The 17,547-nt window shown below is 72.4% G+C and carries 17 protein-coding genes and 2 tRNA genes; 16 read left to right on the forward strand and 3 right to left on the reverse strand.

The window, feature by feature from the left end:
- Window positions 1–4 precede the first annotated feature (4 nt).
- From argS to NRP21_RS04760, 12 genes are all read left to right on the forward strand, one after another.
- Window positions 5–1,774 carry an arginine--tRNA ligase gene (gene argS / locus NRP21_RS04705; RefSeq protein ID WP_257715018.1) on the forward strand — a complete coding sequence of 590 codons (1,770 nt, stop codon included), beginning with the start codon at window positions 5–7 and terminating at the stop codon, window positions 1,772–1,774.
- A complete protein-coding gene (locus NRP21_RS04710) occupies window positions 1,771–2,706 on the forward strand; it encodes an SPOR domain-containing protein (protein WP_257715019.1) in 936 nt (311 codons plus the stop codon). Before argS ends, NRP21_RS04710 begins: the two co-directional genes overlap by 4 nt.
- On the forward strand, window positions 2,703–3,716 hold the full coding sequence (gene nagZ, locus NRP21_RS04715) for a beta-N-acetylhexosaminidase (RefSeq protein ID WP_257715020.1): 1,014 nt from the start codon (window positions 2,703–2,705) through the stop codon (window positions 3,714–3,716). The genes NRP21_RS04710 and nagZ overlap by 4 nt, the downstream gene beginning before the upstream one ends.
- Window positions 3,717–3,747: 31 nt before the next feature.
- Window positions 3,748–4,437 carry a site-2 protease family protein gene (locus NRP21_RS04720; protein WP_257715021.1) on the forward strand — a complete coding sequence of 230 codons (690 nt, stop codon included), beginning with the start codon at window positions 3,748–3,750 and terminating at the stop codon, window positions 4,435–4,437.
- Entirely contained in the window at window positions 4,434–5,195 is a 762-nt protein-coding gene (locus NRP21_RS04725; protein WP_257715022.1) for a segregation and condensation protein A, read from the forward strand. Before NRP21_RS04720 ends, NRP21_RS04725 begins: the two co-directional genes overlap by 4 nt.
- The gene (gene scpB / locus NRP21_RS04730; RefSeq protein WP_408639594.1) at window positions 5,185–6,048 is read left to right on the forward strand and encodes an SMC-Scp complex subunit ScpB; all 864 of its coding nucleotides are present in this window, start codon (window positions 5,185–5,187) and stop codon (window positions 6,046–6,048) included. The genes NRP21_RS04725 and scpB overlap by 11 nt, the downstream gene beginning before the upstream one ends.
- Before the next feature lie 148 nt (window positions 6,049–6,196).
- Complete coding sequence (gene tatB, locus NRP21_RS04735; protein ID WP_257715023.1) at window positions 6,197–6,805, forward strand: Sec-independent protein translocase protein TatB; 609 nt, start codon at window positions 6,197–6,199, stop codon at window positions 6,803–6,805.
- Window positions 6,806–6,826: 21 nt separating this feature from the next.
- Entirely contained in the window at window positions 6,827–7,615 is a 789-nt protein-coding gene (gene tatC / locus NRP21_RS04740; RefSeq protein WP_257715024.1) for a twin-arginine translocase subunit TatC, read from the forward strand.
- Window positions 7,616–7,625: 10 nt separating this feature from the next.
- Window positions 7,626–8,900 (forward strand): serine--tRNA ligase, encoded by a 1,275-nt coding sequence (serS, locus tag NRP21_RS04745; protein WP_257715025.1) that lies wholly within the window; start codon window positions 7,626–7,628, stop codon window positions 8,898–8,900.
- Window positions 8,901–8,950: 50 nt separating this feature from the next.
- Window positions 8,951–9,024: transfer RNA gene (locus NRP21_RS04750), tRNA-Pro, on the forward strand.
- Between the two features lie 47 nt (window positions 9,025–9,071).
- Complete coding sequence (locus NRP21_RS04755; protein ID WP_257715026.1) at window positions 9,072–9,383, forward strand: ETC complex I subunit; 312 nt, start codon at window positions 9,072–9,074, stop codon at window positions 9,381–9,383.
- A 21-nt stretch (window positions 9,384–9,404) separates the two neighbouring features.
- Window positions 9,405–9,481, forward strand: a tRNA-Arg gene (locus NRP21_RS04760).
- 29 nt (window positions 9,482–9,510) lie between these two features.
- Here the strand turns inward: NRP21_RS04760 and NRP21_RS04765 are convergent.
- Both NRP21_RS04765 and NRP21_RS04770 read right to left on the reverse strand, forming a co-directional pair.
- A complete protein-coding gene (locus tag NRP21_RS04765) occupies window positions 9,511–10,017 on the reverse strand; it encodes a YciE/YciF ferroxidase family protein (RefSeq protein WP_257715027.1) in 507 nt (168 codons plus the stop codon).
- A 239-nt stretch (window positions 10,018–10,256) separates the two neighbouring features.
- Entirely contained in the window at window positions 10,257–10,670 is a 414-nt protein-coding gene (locus NRP21_RS04770; RefSeq protein WP_257715028.1) for a PaaI family thioesterase, read from the reverse strand.
- Between the two features lie 74 nt (window positions 10,671–10,744).
- Here NRP21_RS04770 and NRP21_RS04775 point away from each other — a divergent pair, with 74 nt between their 5' ends.
- Both NRP21_RS04775 and NRP21_RS04780 read left to right on the forward strand, forming a co-directional pair.
- Window positions 10,745–11,863, forward strand: a complete 1,119-nt coding sequence (locus NRP21_RS04775) for an S-(hydroxymethyl)glutathione dehydrogenase/class III alcohol dehydrogenase (RefSeq protein ID WP_257715029.1) — start codon at window positions 10,745–10,747, stop codon at window positions 11,861–11,863.
- A 17-nt stretch (window positions 11,864–11,880) separates the two neighbouring features.
- Window positions 11,881–13,032 (forward strand): 2-methylaconitate cis-trans isomerase PrpF family protein, encoded by a 1,152-nt coding sequence (locus NRP21_RS04780; RefSeq protein WP_257715030.1) that lies wholly within the window; start codon window positions 11,881–11,883, stop codon window positions 13,030–13,032.
- Here the strand turns inward: NRP21_RS04780 and NRP21_RS04785 are convergent, their stop codons facing one another.
- Window positions 13,033–13,938 (reverse strand): polysaccharide deacetylase family protein, encoded by a 906-nt coding sequence (locus NRP21_RS04785; RefSeq protein ID WP_257715031.1) that lies wholly within the window; start codon window positions 13,936–13,938, stop codon window positions 13,033–13,035.
- A 141-nt stretch (window positions 13,939–14,079) separates the two neighbouring features.
- Between NRP21_RS04785 and cydD the strand changes: the two genes are divergently transcribed.
- Both cydD and cydC read left to right on the forward strand, forming a co-directional pair.
- Window positions 14,080–15,762 carry a thiol reductant ABC exporter subunit CydD gene (gene cydD / locus NRP21_RS04790; protein ID WP_257715032.1) on the forward strand — a complete coding sequence of 561 codons (1,683 nt, stop codon included), beginning with the start codon at window positions 14,080–14,082 and terminating at the stop codon, window positions 15,760–15,762.
- On the forward strand, window positions 15,759–17,414 hold the full coding sequence (cydC, locus tag NRP21_RS04795; protein WP_257715033.1) for a thiol reductant ABC exporter subunit CydC: 1,656 nt from the start codon (window positions 15,759–15,761) through the stop codon (window positions 17,412–17,414). The genes cydD and cydC overlap by 4 nt, the downstream gene beginning before the upstream one ends.
- Window positions 17,415–17,547 lie beyond the last annotated feature (133 nt).

A 17,547-nucleotide genomic window follows, 5' to 3' on the forward strand; every position in this document is an offset into this window, starting at 1 on the left:
ACCCATGACAGACGACATCTTCCGCACGATCCGCGAGGCGGTCGTGACCGAACTCCGCGCCCTGATCCCCGGGCTGGACGAGGCCGTCCTCGCCCGCGTGCTTGTCGAGCCGCCGCGCGACCCATCCCACGGCGACATGGCGACCAACGCCGCGCTGCTGGTGGCCAAGCCCGCCCGCATGGCCCCGCAGAAGGTGGCGCAGGACCTGGCCGCGCGCCTGATCGGGCGGGAGGGCATCGCGGCGGCCGCGCCCGCCGGCCCGGGCTTCGTGAACCTGCGGCTGACGGAGGAGGCGCTGCGGGCGCAGGTTCCCGCCATCCTGCGGGCGGGCGAGGCCTTCGGCGACGGGGCCACGGGGGCCGCGCGGAAGGTGGACGTGGAGTACGTCTCGGCCAATCCCACCGGCCCGATGCATGTCGGGCACTGCCGCGGCGCGGTGGTGGGCGATGCGCTGGCAAACCTGCTGAAGAAGGCGGGCTGGGACGTCACGAAGGAGTACTACATCAACGACGCCGGCGCGCAGGTGCAGGCGCTCGCCTGGGCAGCCTACTGGCGCTACCTCCAGGCCCTCGGCACCCCGATGACGGAGGAGGAGTTCGCGGCGGGCATCCCCGGCGGGCTGCAGTACCGCGGCGAGTATCTGGTGCCGGTCGGGCAGGCGCTGCAGCAGAAGCACGGCGACGCGCTGGCGCCGGGTGGCGTGCCGGCCGATCCCTCCCTGTGGCTGGACACGGTGCGCGAGTTCACCGTGGCCGCGATGATGGACGAGATCCGCGACGACCTCGCCGCGCTGGGCGTGACCCACGACGTCTTCATCAGCGAGGCGGCACTGGTGAGGAGCGGGGAGGCTGACAAGGCCATTGCCGCGCTCGCCTCCCGCGGGCTGGTCTACGAGGGCGTGCTGGAGCCGCCCAAGGGCAAGCTGCCGGACGACTGGGAGCCGCGCGAGCAGACCCTGTTCCGCTCCACCGAGTTCGGCGACGACGTGGACCGCCCGCTCCGCAAGAGCGACGGCAGCAACACCTACTTCGCGAACGACATCGGCAACCACGCCGACAAGATCGCGCGCGGCTTCGATGAGCTGGTGCAGGTCTGGGGCGCCGACCATGGCGGCTACGTGCCGCGCATGAAGGCCGCCGTCGCCGCGCTCTCCGCCGACAAGCCCGTCTCCTTCGACGTGGTGCTGGCGCAGATCGTCAAGGTGGTGAAGGGCGGCCAGCCCGTGCGGATGTCCAAGCGCGCCGGCACCTACGTCACCCTGCGCGACCTGATCGACGAGGTGGGGCGCGACGCCGTGCGCTTCACCATGCTGACCCGCAAGGCCGACGCCCAAATGGAGTTCGACCTGGACGCGGTGGTTCAGCAGAGCCGGGACAACCCGGTCTTCTACGTGCAGTACGCCCATGCCCGTTGCCGCTCCGTCCTACGCCAGGCCGGGGACCCGGCGTCGGCCGATCTGGCCGGGGCGCCGCTGGAGGCGCTGGACGACCCAACCGAGATGGCCCTGATCCGCCGCCTCAGCGCCTGGCCCCGCACGGTGGAGGGCGCCGCCCTGGCGCGGGAACCTCACCGGATCGCGTTCTTTCTCCATGACTTGGCCGCCGACTTTCATCTACTTTGGAACAAGGGGCGCGAGGACACGACCTTGCGTTTCATCCGGGAGGATGAGCCCGAGGCCACGCGCGCGAGGCTTGCCCTCGTCGCCGCGACGGCCACGGTCATCCGCTCGGGCCTCGCGGTGATGGGGGTGACGCCCGTCGAGGAGATGCGGTGAGCGAATTTACGGTTCCGAGCTATCGGGTCCGCCCGCAGAGGGCTGGCTTTCAGGTTCCCTGGCGCATGCTGGCCCTCTCGGGCGCAGTGCTGGGCGCGGCAGCGGTGGGGGGCGGCGTGGTCTGGGGGATCTCCCGCGCCGTGAACCGCACCGTGCCGACCATCGAGGCCGATGCCCGGCCCATCCGCGTGAAGCCGGACGATCCGGGCGGGCTGCGCGTGGCGAACCAGGACGAGCGCATCTTCGAGAGCCAGCGCCGCGGCGGCGCGACGGCGGGCACCACCGCCCGGCTGACGCCGGAGGCGGAGCGGCCGGACGTGAACGCGCTGCGGCAGGCCGCCATCCGCGCCCAGCAGGTCCAACAGGCTGAACAGGCCCGGGCCGCCGCCGCACAGCAGGCTGAACAGGCCCGGGCTGCCGCCGCGCAGCAGGCTGAGCAGGCCAGGGTCGCGCACCAAGCCCAGGCTCAGCCAGCGGTTGCCCAGCCCTCGGCTACCCAGCCCGCGCCGGAGGCAGCGCCGTCCAGGCCACCGCTAGTCAATCCCAGCGTCGGCCAGCAGCTTGCCGCCCGCATGCCCGCGCCGCCGCCTCAGCCAGCGCCCCAGGCGCAGCCCGCACAGCAGCAGGCCCCGGCCGCGCCGCCAATCACCCCGCCGCCCATGCCGGCCAACGCGCCCGTCCGTGGCGGACGCTTCGTCGTCCAACTCGGCGCCGTCACCTCGGAGGAGGCGGCGCAGGGCGAGTGGGCGCGGCTGCAGGGCCGCATCCCCGAGTTGGCGGGCCGCCAGCCCGTCATCACCCGCGTGGACCGGGGAGACCTGCCGCCCATGTGGCGCATCCGCACGGGCGGGCTGCCGGACGACAAGGCGGCGCAGGCCCTCTGCACCTCGGCCAAGGCCAAGGGCGCGCCCTGTGCCGTGATCGGCGGATGAGGGCGCGCGCGGCCGTCATCGGCCTCTCCGGCCTTTCGCTCACGCCCGAGGAGGCCGCGCTGCTGCGCGCGACCCCGCCCGCCGGCGTGATCCTGTTCCGCCGGAACGTGAACAACCCCTCCCAGCTCTCCAACCTCACCGCCACCGTGCGGGAGATCCTGGGAGAGGTGGCACCGATCCTGGTGGACCAGGAGGGGGGGAGGGTGGCCCGGCTTCGCCCACCCTACTGGCCCTCCTACCCACCGGCCGCGAGCTTCGAGGGAGGCCCCGAGGCGAGGGCTGCCGCCAATGCCGCCCTTCTCGGCGCGCACTGCGCCGCCATGGGCCTGGACGTGGTCTGCGCCCCCTGCCTGGACCTGCGCCTGCCCGGCGCGCACGACGTCATCGGCGACCGCGCCTTCTCCTCCGATCCGGTCGAGGTGGCCCGGCTGGGAGAGGCATGGATCGAAGGGCTGATGGCCGCCGGCTGCATCCCCGTGATCAAGCACATCCCCGGGCATGGCCGGGCCACGGCGGACAGCCACGAGTCGCTTCCCCGCGTGGAGGCGGACCGTGCGGCGTTGGAGGCGGACATCGCTCCCTTCCGCGCCGTCTGCGCCCGCGACGCCGGGCGGCATCTCTGGGCGATGACGGCGCATGTCACCTATGAGGCGCTGGACCCCGCGCTGCCCGCCACCCTTTCCGCCGAGGTGATCGGCCGCACCATCCGCGGCGAGATCGGCTTCGAGGGGGTGCTGGTCTCAGATGACCTGGTGATGGGCGCTTTGGGCGGCTTCAGCGGGAACCTGGCGGCAATGTCGCTCGCGGCCGGCTGCGACCTCGTGCTCCACTGCAACGGGGTGCTCGCGGACACGGCGGCCCTGCTGCGGGACTGCCCGGCCCTGTCGCCCCGTGCGGCGGAGCGGATGGCGCTAGCGCGGCAGGCGGCGCTCGCGGCCCGCCCGCCGGCCCGGGCTGCGGCGGCCGGTCGTCCCGCGCCCGCCGCCCCCCACGCCCTGACCGACGCCTGACGGCACGGCGTAGCCCCGGACGGACCCCCACATGGACTGGCTCCCGGATTTCGCGGCGGCCGCGCTCGCCGCGATCCTCGCCATCACCCTGCACGAGGCCGCCCACGGCTACGCCGCCCGGGCGCTGGGCGACGACACGGCGGCGCGGATGGGCCGCCTCTCGCTCAACCCACTGCGGCACGTGGACCCGGTGGGGACTCTGCTCGTCCCCGGCCTTCTGCTCGTCTCCCAGCTGCTCGCCGTCGGGCGGGTGGAAGTGATGTTCGGCTGGGCGAAGCCGGTCCCGGTCGATATCCGGCGCCTCCGGAACCCGCGCTTCGGCATGGTGCTGGTGGCCGCGGCGGGGCCGGCGATGAACGTGGCCATCGCCTTCGCCGCCGCGATCCTGCTGCACCCGCTGCAGGGGCCGGGGACCGACAACCTGATGGACTGGATCGAGAGCTTCCTGATCCTCTCCCTCATCGGCAACCTCGTGCTCGCCGCCTTCAACCTGCTGCCCATCCCGCCGCTGGATGGCGGCCGCATCGTCGGGGGGCTGCTGCCGCCGGCCATCGGCGTGCCCTATCTGCGGCTGGAGCGGTTCGGGCTGTTCATCGTCCTCGGCCTGATCTTCCTCCTCCCAATGCTGGTGCCGGGGCTGGACCCGCTCCGCAGCCTCGTCGGGCGGGTGGTCTTCCCCGTGGCGCGCGGCATCCTCGACCTCACCGGGCACTCGGGATGAGCGCCGCGGCCGAGCCTGCCCTCGTCGTCACGCTGGAGGGGTTTGAGGGTCCGCTGGACCTGCTGCTCGACCTCGCGCGGGCGCAGAAGGTGGATATCGCGAAGATCTCCATCCTCTCCCTCGTGGACCAGTACCTCGCGGTGATCGAGGGCGCGCGGCGGGTGCGGCTGGAGATCGCGGCGGACTGGCTGGTGATGGCCGCCTGGCTCGCCTGGCTGAAGTCCCGCCTCCTCCTGCCCGACGACCCGGCCGGGGAGGAGGACGCGGAAGCCCTGGCCGAGGCCCTGGCCGACCGGCTGCGGGAGCTGGAGAGGATGCGCGAGGCCTCTGCCTGGCTTCTCCGCCGCCCGTTCCTAGGCCGCGACGTGATGGGCCGCGGCGCGCCGGAGAACCTGGTGCTGGAGGACCGCTCCGCGCTCGCGGCCGATCTCCCGGGATTGCTGCGCGCCTACCAGGACATCCTGCGCCGTGCCGCCGCGCGACGGCCCTACCGGCCCCGCCCGCGCAGGCTGTGGACGGTGCAGGACGCGCTGACCCGGCTGCGCGGGCTGGTGGGGGCAACGCCCGGCTGGGCCGAGCTCTCCCGCTTCCTGCCCGAGGCCGAGATGGACCCGGTGGAGCGCCGCGCCGCCCTGGCCAGCACCCTTATCGCCGGGCTGGAGATGGCGAAGACCGGTATGGCCGAGCTTCGGCAGGACGCACCCTTCGCTCCTATCCTCCTGCGCCCCGGCGCCACCGAGACCGCCGATGTCGCCTGATCCCGATCTGCCCCAGCCCGAGTCGCCCGAAGCCGGGCTGCCCACCCCCCCGGAACCGGAACCCGCACCCGCTGAATCGCATGAGGCGGACCTGCCAGACCCGCTTCCCGACCGATCCGGCGAGGCGGGCGATCGCCGGCCGCATGCCGAGGCGGTTGGAGATGATGCGGAGCCGCCCGCCGCGGTGCCGCCCGAGGCCCTTCGCCTGGCGGAAGCGATGGTTTTCGCCTCTGCCACCCCGGTCACCGCCGCCCGGCTCGCGCCCTTGCTGCCGCCGGGCGTGGGCGCGGCCGAGACCCTGGCCGCCCTGGCGGCCGCCTATGAGGGGAGGGGAGTGACGCTGGTGAACGTGGCTGGCGGCTACGCCTTCCGCACCGCGGAGGACCTCGCGCCGGTCCTCACGCGTGTCGTCGAGGTGCCGCGCCGCCTTCCGCGCGTGGCGATGGAGGCCCTCGCCATCATCGCCTGGCATCAGCCGGTGACGCGGGGCGAGATCGAGGAGTTCCGCGGCACGGCGCTTTCCCAGACCACGCTGGAGATCCTGCTTGAGAACGCGCTGATCGCCCCGCGCGGCAAGAAGGAGGCGCCAGGGCGCCCGACCCTTTGGGCCACCACGCCCAAGTTCCTGGAGCAGTTCGGCCTCGCCTCGCTCCGGGACCTGCCGAAGCGGGAGGAGTTGATGCCGGACCCCGGCCTTCCGATGCCCGCGCCGGGGCCGGAACCCGTCGCGCCGCGGACCGACAGCGGTGGGGACGAACAGGCCGGCGAGGTCGGGGAGGAACAGGCCGATAAGGGCGGTGATCAGCCGGCCGGGGACGCCCCGGAGGCACAGGCGGGGCAGCCGGCTTCGTAACCGAGCGCGTCTCGGCTTCCATCCTGGCCCGCGCGGGCCCATCTTCGGTTGCCCGCCCCATTTGTCGTGCGGGCGAGTTCTGCTAACGGAGGCGACCCCCGCGAGGGTCCGGTACCACCGGAATCCCGCCCCGGGTGATCGGAGAGACATGTTCGACCTCGCCTGGTCCGAGATCGCCCTCATCGCCGTCGTCGCGGTGGTGGTGATCGGTCCAAAGGACCTTCCCGACGCCGTCCGCGGCGTCGCCCGCGGCATCCAGAAGCTGCGCCGCATGGCCGGCGAGTTCCAGGGCCACCTGGACGAGGTGGTGCGCGAGGCGAAGCTGGAGGACGTGCGCGACCAGATCCGCGACATCCGCAACTTCGACCTGAAGTCCACCATCGAGAAGGCGGTGGACGAGGACGGATCGCTGACGCGCACGATGCGGGAGGACCCCTTCCGCGCCCCGCCGCCGCCGACCTCCGACATTGCCCCGGCCGCGGGCACCGAGGCGACGCTGCCCGACGCTCCGCCGCCCACCGACGCGACCGCGCCCGCGCCGGAGGTGACGGCCGCCGAGGCCGCGGCGGATACGCCCGACGCCACCCCGCCTGCCCCGACGCCGCAGCCCGCGACGACCGCGAGCCCTGCCACGGGCCATTCGGCCGAGGCTTCCGGCTTCTCCCCCATCCCGGAGCCGGCGCCCGCGACGACCCCGGCCGCCCATCCGGCACCTGGGGCGGAGACGCCGCCGCGCCCCGCCGCCCACACCGCCTGACGAAGAAAAGCCCGACCGCCAGTGTCCCGCGACCCGGAAGATACGATCGACGACAAGCCCATGCCGTTGATCGACCACCTGCTTGAGCTGCGTACGCGGCTCCTGTGGTCGATCGGCGCCTTCGGGATCGCCTTTGCGTTCTGCTACTACTTCTCCACCCAGATCTACGGTTTCCTGGCCCGGCCACTCGCCGAGATCCTGGTGCAGCAAGGCGGTGGCGAGCGGCGGATGATCTTCACCGCGCTCTACGAGGCCTTCTTCACCTATTTGAAGGTGGCCTTCTTCGGTGCGGTCTTCTTCAGCTTCCCGATGTGGGCGACGCAGCTCTGGCTGTTCATCGCGCCCGGCCTGTACAAGAGCGAGAAGAAGGTCATCACGCCCTTCCTCATCGCCTCGCCGGTACTCTTCGTCGCCGGGGCGTCACTGGCCTACTACTTCATCTTCCCGCTCGCCTGGAAGTTCTTCATCTCATTCGAGACGCCCACCGGCGGCGGCGGCCTTCCCGTGCAGCTCGAGGCGAAAGTCTCCGAGTACCTGTCCCTCGTCATGCACATGATCCTGGCCTTCGGGATCGCCTTCCAGCTGCCCGTCCTGCTCACCCTTATGGCACGGGTGGGCATCGTCAGCGTGGAGCAGCTCCGCAAGGGCCGGCGCTACGCCATCGTCGGCATGTTCGTGGCCGCGGCGGTGATGACGCCGCCGGACATCATCAGCCAGATCGGCCTCGCCGTGCCGCTGATCCTGCTCTACGAGCTGTCCATCCTGGCCGCCGTCTGGATGACGCCGAAGCCCAAGCCTCCCGTCACGTAAGGCGACCCTCATGCACGATATCCGGGCCGTCCGCGCCGATCCGGCCGCGTTCGACGCCGCGCTCGCCCGCCGGGGCCTGCCGCCTGCCTCGGCCGAGCTGCTGGACCTCGATTCCGGCCGCCGCGCTGCCCAGACCACGGCGCAGGAGGCGCAGGCCCGCCGCAACGCCCTGGCGCGGGAGATCGGGCAGGGAAAGAAGGCCGGCGCCGACACCGCCGCGCTGGAAGCGGAGGCGACCGAGCTCCGCGCCCGGATGGAAGGGCTGGACGCCGAGGCCAAGGCCGCCGAGGCCGCCCAGACCCGAATCCTTGAGGCGCTGCCCAACATCCTGGACGCCGACGTGCCGGACGGGGCGGACGAGTCGTCCAACGTGGTGCTGAGCCAACACGGCGAGGTGCCAGAGCTCCCCTTCACCCCGAAGCAGCACTTCGAGCTGGGCGAGGCGCTCGGGGGAATGGATTTCGCCACTGCCGTGAAGCTGGCGGGCAGCCGTTTCACCGTGCTGCGCGGCCCGCTGGCCCGGCTGGAGCGCGCGATCGGCCAGTGGATGCTGAACCTCCACCTGGACGAGCACGGCTACACCGAGACAGTGGTACCTCTCCTGGTGAACGACGCCACCATGTACGGCACCGGCCAGCTGCCGAAATTCGCGGACGATCTGTTCCGCACCACTGATGACCGCTGGCTGATCCCCACGGCCGAGGTTCCCCTGACCAACACGGTGCGGGAGGAAATCGTGCCGGAGGCGGCGCTGCCGATCCGCATGGCCGCCCTCTCCCCCTGCTTCCGGTCCGAGGCAGGTTCGGCCGGGCGGGACACGCGCGGCATGATCCGGCAGCACCAGTTCAGCAAGGTGGAGATGGTCTCCATCACCGCCCCGGACGCCTCCGCCGACGAGCACGAGCGGATGACCCGCTGCGCGGAGCGAGTGCTAACGGAGCTGGGCCTCGTCTGGCGCAGGATCCTCCTCTGCGCGGGGGATACGGGTTTCGGCGCCTCCAAGACCTTCGACCTGGAGGTGTGGCTGCCCGGGCAGGGGGCGTGGCGGGAGATCTCCTCCTGCTCCAACTGCCGGGACTTCCAGGCCCGCCGGATGAACGCCCGCATGAAGCCGAAGGAGGGGAAGGGGAACCTGTTCCTCCACACCCTAAACGGCTCCGGTGTCGCGGTGGGGCGTGCCCTGATCGCGGTGATGGAGACGCACCAGCAGGCGAATGGCTCCATCACCGTGCCGCCGGTGCTGCGCCCCTACATGGGCGGGATGGCGGCAATCCCGGCCCCTTGAAGCCGGGCATTGCTTCCGGGCCCGCGGCCCCATAGGTTGCGGCGGTCTCGCGGGGTGTGGCGCAGCCTGGTAGCGCGCCTGTTTTGGGTACAGGAGGCCGTGGGTTCGAATCCCGCCGCCCCGAATTGACGAGACCCCCTTTTGGCGGCCCCGCCGTCTGGAGTGCCTGGCATGAGATTCGCCCGCATCTACTCGCCGCCCAAGAGCGCCATGCAGTCCGGCCAGGGCCGCACGGATGAGTGGGTGCTTGAATTCGCCCTCAGCGAGCGGAAGCTGATCGATCCGCAGACCGGCTGGTACGGCTCCGGCGACACCGGCCGCCAGGTGCGCCTGCGTTTCGACACGCTGGAGGATGCGGAGGCCTACGCCAAGTCGGAGGGCATCACCTACGAGGTGGAGGCCCGGCGCCAGCGTCCGGCCATCCGCCCCAAAGCCTATGCCGATAATTTCCGCACGGACCGGCTCTCCAACTGGACCCACTAGAGAGCCGGACCGCCCGGTGAAGCACCCTTAGCTCAACTGGATAGAGCAACCGGCTTCTACCCGGTTGGTTGGGGGTTCAAGTCCCTCAGGGTGCGCCACCAGGGTGGCTGGAACTGCTCCGGCCGTATCAGGCGGCTTCCTTCGCCGCCATCTTGTTGACCTGGCCATTGGCCATCTTGTTCAGCAGCGCGTCGGTCTGCTTCTCCTCGTCCAACGTCGCCTTCAGCAGCTCGGCCACTTCCTTCTTGCCCGTGGCCTTGGACCAGGCGAGCAGCGCGCCGTAGCGGGCCATTTCGTAGTGCTCCACGGCCTGGGCGCAGGCGATGATCCCGGCGTCGCGCACGGCGCTGGGCTCCTTCGCTTCCTCGATCAGCTCCTCGAACTCGGCGTTCAGCCCGTTCATCGCCTCGCAGGTCACGCCCTGCGGGCGCTTGCCGATCGCCTCGAACACCTGCTTCAGGCGCTCGATCTGGCCCGTCGTCTGCTCCTTGTGGAGCATGAAGGCGTCGCGCAGCTCCGGCGTCTGGGCCGCCTTCGCCATCTTGGGCAGCGCCTTCAGGGCGAGCCGCTCGGCGTAGTAGATGTCCTTCAGCGTGCTCAGGAACAGGTCGTCGAGGCTTTTCACGCCGGCCATGGGTCGCTCCATGTTAAGTGGCTGAATCCCGGGGCCGTTTGGCTCCAGTTGCAGGCCGGAACGCAGCGGCGGTTGCAGCGATGCACCTCGTCGCGCGCGCAGGGGCGGCGCCGGCCGGCAGCGGCTGAGTCCGCGCCTCATCACCACACGCCAAACCGTTGTGGCACCTGCGGCGGCGGCGGCGCGTGCCGCGCGGGCGCGGCCCCGCGCTCACACAGGCGTGTTCCGTCGCGCCGTGATCAAGGCCCCGCGGCGGCGCGCATCCAGGTGCTGGTCACGTGCGCGCAGGGCTTCTCCTCGCCCTCGGCCCGCATCCAGACCTCGGCGTAGAGGCTCGTCCGGCCGCGGCGGACGATCCGCACCTCCGCGAGCACGCCCTTGTCCCCGGCGGGGCGGAGCAAGGCGATCTGCAGGTTGGCGGTGCGGGTCAGGTCCGCGGCCCCGGTCGCCAGCAGCTCCGGCACCCAGATCGCCACGTCCGCCAGGGTCAGCAGGGCAGGGCCGGAGGCTGTCGCGCCGGGACGGAGCGAGAGCGGGGAGGGCGGCAGGCGCAGCAGAGCCGAGGCCGCATCGCCGCGCAGCACCTCGATGCCAAGCGCCCCGGCCAGTGGCACGCCCTCCCGCACCCGGGCTGTGAGCTCCTCTGGCGTCACGCGTGGCTCCCTTGTTGGTTCCGTCCCGCGCCGGATAGAAGCATCGCCTGATCCGCGAGGGGAGCCGCCGCGCCATGAAGACCCGTGCCGCCGTCGCCTGGGAGGCGAACAAGCCGCTCACCATCGAGACCGTGGACCTCGAGGGCCCGAAGCCCGGCGAGGTGCTGCTGGAGATCATGGCCACCGGCGTGTGCCACACCGATGCCTATACGCTGTCCGGCCTGGATTCGGAGGGCAAGTTCCCCTGCATCCTCGGGCATGAAGGGGCGGGGATCGTGCGCGAGGTGGGCGCGGGCGTGACGAGCGTGAAGCCCGGCGACCACGTGATCCCGCTCTACACGCCGGAGTGCCGGAATTGTAAGACCTGCCTGTCCCAGCGCAGCAACCTTTGCACGGCGATCCGCGGCACCCAGGGCCAGGGCCTGATGCCGGACGGCACCAGCCGCTTCTCCTGCGAAAACCCGAACAAGCCGGTCTGGCACTACATGGGCTGCAGCACCTTCTCCAACTTCACCGTCCTGCCAGAGATCGCGGTGGCGAAGGTGCGGGAGGACGCACCCTTCGATAAGATCTGCTACATCGGCTGCGGCGTCACCACCGGCATCGGCGCGGTGATCTACACGGCGAAGGTGCGGCCCGGCTCCAACGTCGTCGTCTTCGGCCTGGGCGGCATCGGGCTGAACGTGATCCAGGGCGCGCGCATGGTTGGCGCAGACCGGATCATCGGCGTGGACCTGAACCCCGCCAAGGCGGAGATGGCCCGCAAGTTTGGCATGACCCACTTCGTGAACCCGGATGAGGTCGGCCGCGACAAGGTGGTGCAGGCCATCCAGGACCTGACGGATGGCGGCGCCGACTACTCCTTCGAGTGCGTGGGCAACGTGAACACCATGCGCCAGGCGCTGGAGTGCTGCCACCGCGGCTGGGGCGAGAGCATCATCATCGGCGTCGCGCCTTCCGGCACGGAGATCAGCACGCGCCCGTTCCAGCTCGTCACCGGGCGCGTTTGGAAGGGCTCCGCCTTCGGCGGCGCGCGCGGGCGCACGGACGTGCCGAAGATCGTGGACTGGTACATGGAGGGGAAGATCGACATCGACAGCCTGATCACCCACACGATGCCGCTGGACGAGATCAACACCGCCTTCGACCTGATGCACGAGGGCAAGTCGATCCGCTCCGTCGTTACCTTCTGATCGCAGGGCCGGAAACCATGGACCAGCGCCCCATCCCCGCAGTTTTCATGCGGGGCGGCACGAGCAAGGCGCTGATGTTCCACGCGCGGGACCTGCCGCCGGAGCGGGAGGCGTGGGAGCCCATCCTCACTGCCGCCCTCGGCAGCCCCGATCCCTATGGCCGCCAGCTGGACGGCATGGGCGGTGGCGTCTCCTCCCTCTCGAAGGCCTGCATCCTCGGCCCGCCCACGCGGGCGGATGCGGACCTGGACTACACCTTCGCCCAGGTCCAGATCCGTGAGGCGCGGGTGGAGTGGCGGCAGAACTGCGGCAACATGTCCTCCGCCATCGGCCCCTTCGCCGTGGAGGAGGGGCTCGTCCGTGTGCCGGACGGCGATGTGGTGGTCCGCATCCACAACACGAACACCGCGAAGATCATCCACGCGCATTTCGCCGTATCGGGCGGGATGCCCCGCTACGCCGGCGACCTTGCCATTCCCGGCGTATCCGGCACGGGCGCGCCGATCCGGCTGGACTTCCTCGAACCCGGGGGCGCCAGCACCGGGCGGCTGCTTCCCACCGGCCGGCCGCTGGACGTGCTGACGCTGGAGGACGGATCCCGCATCGAGGCCTCGCTGGTGGATGCGGCCAACGCCTGCGCCTTCGTGCGCGCCAGCGACATCGGGCTGGAGGGCACGGAGCTTCCCGAGGCGATTGAGGCGCGCGGCGACGTCATGGCGCGGCTGCAGGCGATCCGTATCGCCGCTTCCGTGGCGATGGGCATCGCGCCGGATGCGGCGGCGGCGCGCGGCATCGCCGCCATCCCCTTCGTCGGCTTCCTCAGCCCCGCCGCTGCCTTCACGGACCTCACGGGAACCGGCCTGCCCGCCGGGGCCATGGACCTCGCCGCACGGATCATCTCCAACGGCCAGCCGCACCGCGCCCTGCCGCTGACGATCTCGCTCTGCACCGCGGTGGCCGCCCGCATCGGCGGCACCATCGCGCAGGAATGCTTGTCCCCCGGCGCGGGGGAGGGGCCGCTCCGGCTCGGCATGCCCTCCGGCATCCTCACCGTCGGCGCCGATGTCGGGCTGGATGCCGCTGGCGCCTGGCACGCCCGCGCCGGCTCCTTCTACCGCACGGCACGCCGCCTCTTCGACGGGCGGGTCTGGGTGCCCGCCTCGGCCTGATCAGCCGGGTAGGCTTCCCGGCGGCAGCGCGGCGGCGTGGTCGTGCACGCCGCCCGCCGTGCTGATCCACACGCTCTCCCGATGCGCCGCGACATGCGCCAGCGCCCGGCGCAGCGCCCGCATGCGGTAGGGCTGGCCGACGATGTAGGGGTGCAGCGCGATCCCCATCACCTGTGCCACCCCGTCCCGCACCTGGCGCAGCCGCTCGTCGAAATCCGCCACGATCATCTCCGCGAAGTCGGCGGCGCTGTCCTTGCGCGCAATGATGGCGGGGATGTCGTTCACCTCCTGCGGGTAGGGGATGGCCATGATCCGTCCCGCCCGGGTGGCGTGCCAGATCGGCTGGTCGTCGCTGCACCAGTTCAGCGTGTAGCGGTAGCCCGCCTCGGCCAGGAGGTCGGGCGTCACCCGGCTCTCCGCGATCCAGGGCGAGAGCCAGCCGCGCGGCGGCGCGCCCTCGTTCCGCGCGATGGCCGCCGTGGCCTCCTCGATCAGCGCCCGCTCCTCCACCTCGGCCAGCACCGATTGCCGCTCGGAGTTCGTGCGGCCGTGGCCGGCGATCTCGTCGCCTCGCGCCCTGTGGGCGGCCACCAGATCCGGCGCGTGCTCGTACATGGCGCTGTTAAGCAGCACCGTGCAGGGCAGGGATAGCTCGTCCAGGGTTTCGATCAGCCGCCAGGCCCCCACCCGGTTCCCGTAGTCACGCCAGGCGTGGTTCAGCACGTCCGGCTGCGGCCCACCCCCGCTGTTCGCACCGGGGGCGAGCTCCGCCCCCAGCCCCTCGCCGAAGGCGAAGTGCTCCAGGTTCACCCCCAGATACACGGCCAGCCGCGCCCCGTTCGGCCAGGACCATTGCGGCCGCCCGCGCCAGGGATGGTAGTCGTGCCGGCCATGGGTGGGGAGCATCGCGGGGCCTCGCAGAGGGAACCCAGCCGCGGATGCAGCCCCCGTGCCGCCGGCCAACCTTGATCGCCCGTGCCCCATTCGCCCGGCGCGGAGCCGTCCCGCATTCCGCGCCGTGACACTTTGCCGTAGAACCCCCATCCGATGCCCAGACGCGCCGGCAAAGACCCCCAGCAGGCCCAGGCCCGTGCCCTCCTCGCCGCCGCGGCGCGGGAAGGGCGCGCTGCCCTGCTGCCGCCGGTCCTGCTCGGCCTGGCGGCTACCGTCTGCGGGATCGCCCAGGCCTGGATGGTGGCGCGGCTGCTCACCGCCCTGCTGGGCTACGGTGAGGCGGGGTGGGACGTGCTGGCCGCCGCCGCCGCCCTGGCCCTGCTGCAGGTCGGGCTGAACGTTGCGCAGGAATCCATGGCCGCCCGTGCGGGGGAGGCGACGCGCGCCACCCTGCGCCACCGCCTCTTCTCCCGCCTCCTCGCCGAGAGGCCGGGCAGCCGGCCCGCGGGGGAGGGCGCCTCCCTCGCGGTGGACCGGGTGGAGGCGATGGAGGGCTACTTTGCCCGCTGGATGCCCGCCGCCGCCCTGGCCATCGCCGCGCCGCTCCTCGTCGCCCTTGCCGCCGCCCTGGCGGACCCGCTGAGCGGCGTGATCCTGATGGCGGCCGGGCTGATGGTGCCGCTGGGCATGGCGCTCTCCGGCATCGGCGCCGCCGTGGCCAGCCGGCGGCAGTTCGATGCCCTGCAGCAGCTTTCCGGCCGCTTCCTGGATCGGATGCGCGGCCTGCCCACCCTCGTGCTCTTCCGCCGGCAGGAGGACGAGGCACGGGCCCTGGACCGGGCGGCGCAGGAGCTGCGCGCGCGCACGATGAAGGTGCTGCGCCTCGCCTTCCTCTCCACTGGCGCGTTGGAGCTGATCGCCGCGGCGGTGCTGGGGTGCCTGGCCTGGCGCCACGGCGGGCTGGCGGCGGCGGGGCACCCCATGCCGCAAGCCGCGCTATTCTGCCTGCTGCTCGTGCCTGCCTTCTTCGCGCCCTTCCGGGCCTTCTCCGTCGCCTATCACGAACGCCTCTCCGCCCAGGGCGCGGCCGCGGCCCTGGCCCCGGTTCTGGCCGCCGAGGAGTTGGCCGGGTTGCGGTTGGAAGAGGTGCCGCCGAGCGTGACGCTGGTGGTGGACCACCTTTTCCACCGCCCGGATCCCGCACGCCCCATGGCGCTGGAGGATATCTCCTTTCGCGTCCTTCCCGGCGAGGCCCTCGTCCTCTCCGGCCCCAGCGGCGCGGGAAAGTCCACGATCCTGAAGCTGCTAATGGGCTTTGCCGCGCCTAATTCCGGCCGCATCGCGCTGAACGGGCGGGACGCCCTGGCCCTGGCACCCACCGAGCGGCGGCGCCTGATCGCCTATCTGCCCCAGCGCCCCGTTCTGCTGCGCGCTACCCTGCGGGAGAACATCCGCCTCGCCCGGCCGGAGGCGGATGACGCCGCGGTGGAAGCCGCTGCCCGCGCAGCGCAGGTGATGAGCTTCGCGGAGGGCCTGCCACAAGGCCTGGACACGATGGTGGGTGAGGGGGGCCACGGCCTTTCGGGCGGGCAGCGCCTGCGCGTGGCCCTGGCCCGGGCCTTCCTGCGCGACGCGCCGCTGATCCTGCTGGACGAGCCCACCGCCCACCTGGACCCTGCGACCGAGGCCGAGGTGCTGGAGAGCCTGCGCCGCCTCTGCACCGGGCGCACGGCCGTGATCGCCAGCCATTCGGCCGCCCTCCGCGCCCGCTTCCCGAAAGTGCTGGAACTGGATGAGGGCCGGGCGGTGCCGCCGCGCCGGGCGGCCGCCCCATGAGCCCCGCGCGCGACCTTCTCCGCGTCCTCGGCCTTTGGCGGCCGCGCGCCGGGTGGCTGGTCTTCGGGGCGCTGGTCTCCTGCGCCTCGGCCCTCGCCGGATTGGCGCTGCTGGCCCTGGCCGGAAGCGGCGTCTCGAGCGGCCTGGCGACGGGCACGCTGGCTGCCGGTGCTGGGGCGCTGATCCTGCTGCGCCCCCTGATCCTCCTGCGCCCCCTGCTGCGCTGGGGGGAGCGCATGGCGACCCATGAAGCGACCTTCCGCGCCCTTGCGGATACGCGAAGCTGGTTTTTCCGCCGCCTTGCCGGCCGGCTTTCCGCCGGCCCCGGCCTCACCCGCTCCGGTGACCTGCTCGGTCGGCTGGTGACGGACGTGGAGGCGCTGGACGGCCTCTATCTCCGCGCCCTGGTGCCCATGGCAGCCGCTGCCTCGGTGGTCCTCGCCGTAGCGATCATCCTCGGCGGCCTCTCGCCGGCCCTCGCTGTGATCGTCGCCCTGCCGCTCGCGCTCGCCCTGCTGCTTCCCGTGCTCGTTGCCCCGTTCGCCGCCCGTGCCGCTGCGGGGTTGGCCAATGCCACGGGAACCCTGCGTGCCGAGGCTGCCGAGCCGCTGACGGCCATGGAGGACATCCTCGCGGCAGGTGCCGAGGGCCGCGCCCTCGCCCGAGTGGAGAGTGCCGCGGCCGGGATGGACGCCGCGCGCCGGCGCGTGACCCGCGCGGGCTCGCTCGGCGCGGCCACGGGCACGCTGCTCACCCAGTCGGCGCTGCTCGGTGCCCTGGCCTGGGGCCTGGCCCAGGGCAGCGCCGCGGCTGCCGCGGTGGTGGTGGCCCTCTTTCTTGTCCTGGCCGCGACGGACGCGCTGGGCGCCCTGCCGCGCGCCGGCGCCGCCCTTGCGCTGGCAGGGGCCGGGGCCCGGCGCCTGCTGGAGGCGGCGGACCAGCCCGTGCCCGTGCCGGACCCGCCCGTCTCGGCCATGCCCGCCGGCCACGCCATCAGCGTGCGGGACCTGCGCTTCGCCTGGGCGCCGGACCGGATGCCCGTCTTCGACGGGCTCTCGCTCGACCTGCCGGAGGGGGCGCGGATCGCCCTTCTCGGGCCCTCCGGCTCGGGCAAGTCCACCCTGGCCGCGCTGCTGCTGAAGCTTGCCGCGCCGCAGGCCGGCAACATCACCCTGGGCGGCGCCGACTACGCCACCCTCTCGGCCGATACCGTCCGGTCCCGCATCGCCTGCCTCACGCAGGAGGCGACGCTCTTCGACGACAGCATCGCCGCCAATCTCCGCCTCGCCTCGCCTGAGGCGACGGACGACGCGCTCTGGGCCTCGCTCGAGAAGGCGCGCATCGCGGATCTGGTTCGTGCCCTGCCCGAAGGGCTCGAGACGCGCTGCGGGGAGGCCGGCGCCCGCTTCTCCGGCGGGCAGGCCCGGCGGATCGCGCTCGCGCGGGCGCTGCTCTCCCCGGCCTCCGTCATCATCCTGGACGAACCCACGGCCGGGCTGGACGCGGCAACGGAGCGCGCCTTCCTGGAGACGCTGGACACGGCCCTCGGTGGCCGAAGCGCCATTCTCATCACCCATCGCCTGATCGGGGTGGAGCGGCCGACGCGCATCCTGCGCCTCGCCGGCCGCCAGGCCTTGCCCGCCATGGCGTGAGGCGCTTCGTTGCGGGTCCGGCCCCTGCTACACGCGCTCCCGCCGCACCATCTGATCGCCGCACCATGCCTCGCCCCGCCTGCCCAGCCGCATCCCCCGCGATCCCGACCGCCTGCCCGCCCGCCGCTGAGGG

It is taken from the genome of Roseomonas populi (genome assembly GCF_024594815.1).
Taxonomy (GTDB): domain Bacteria; phylum Pseudomonadota; class Alphaproteobacteria; order Acetobacterales; family Acetobacteraceae; genus Roseomonas; species Roseomonas populi.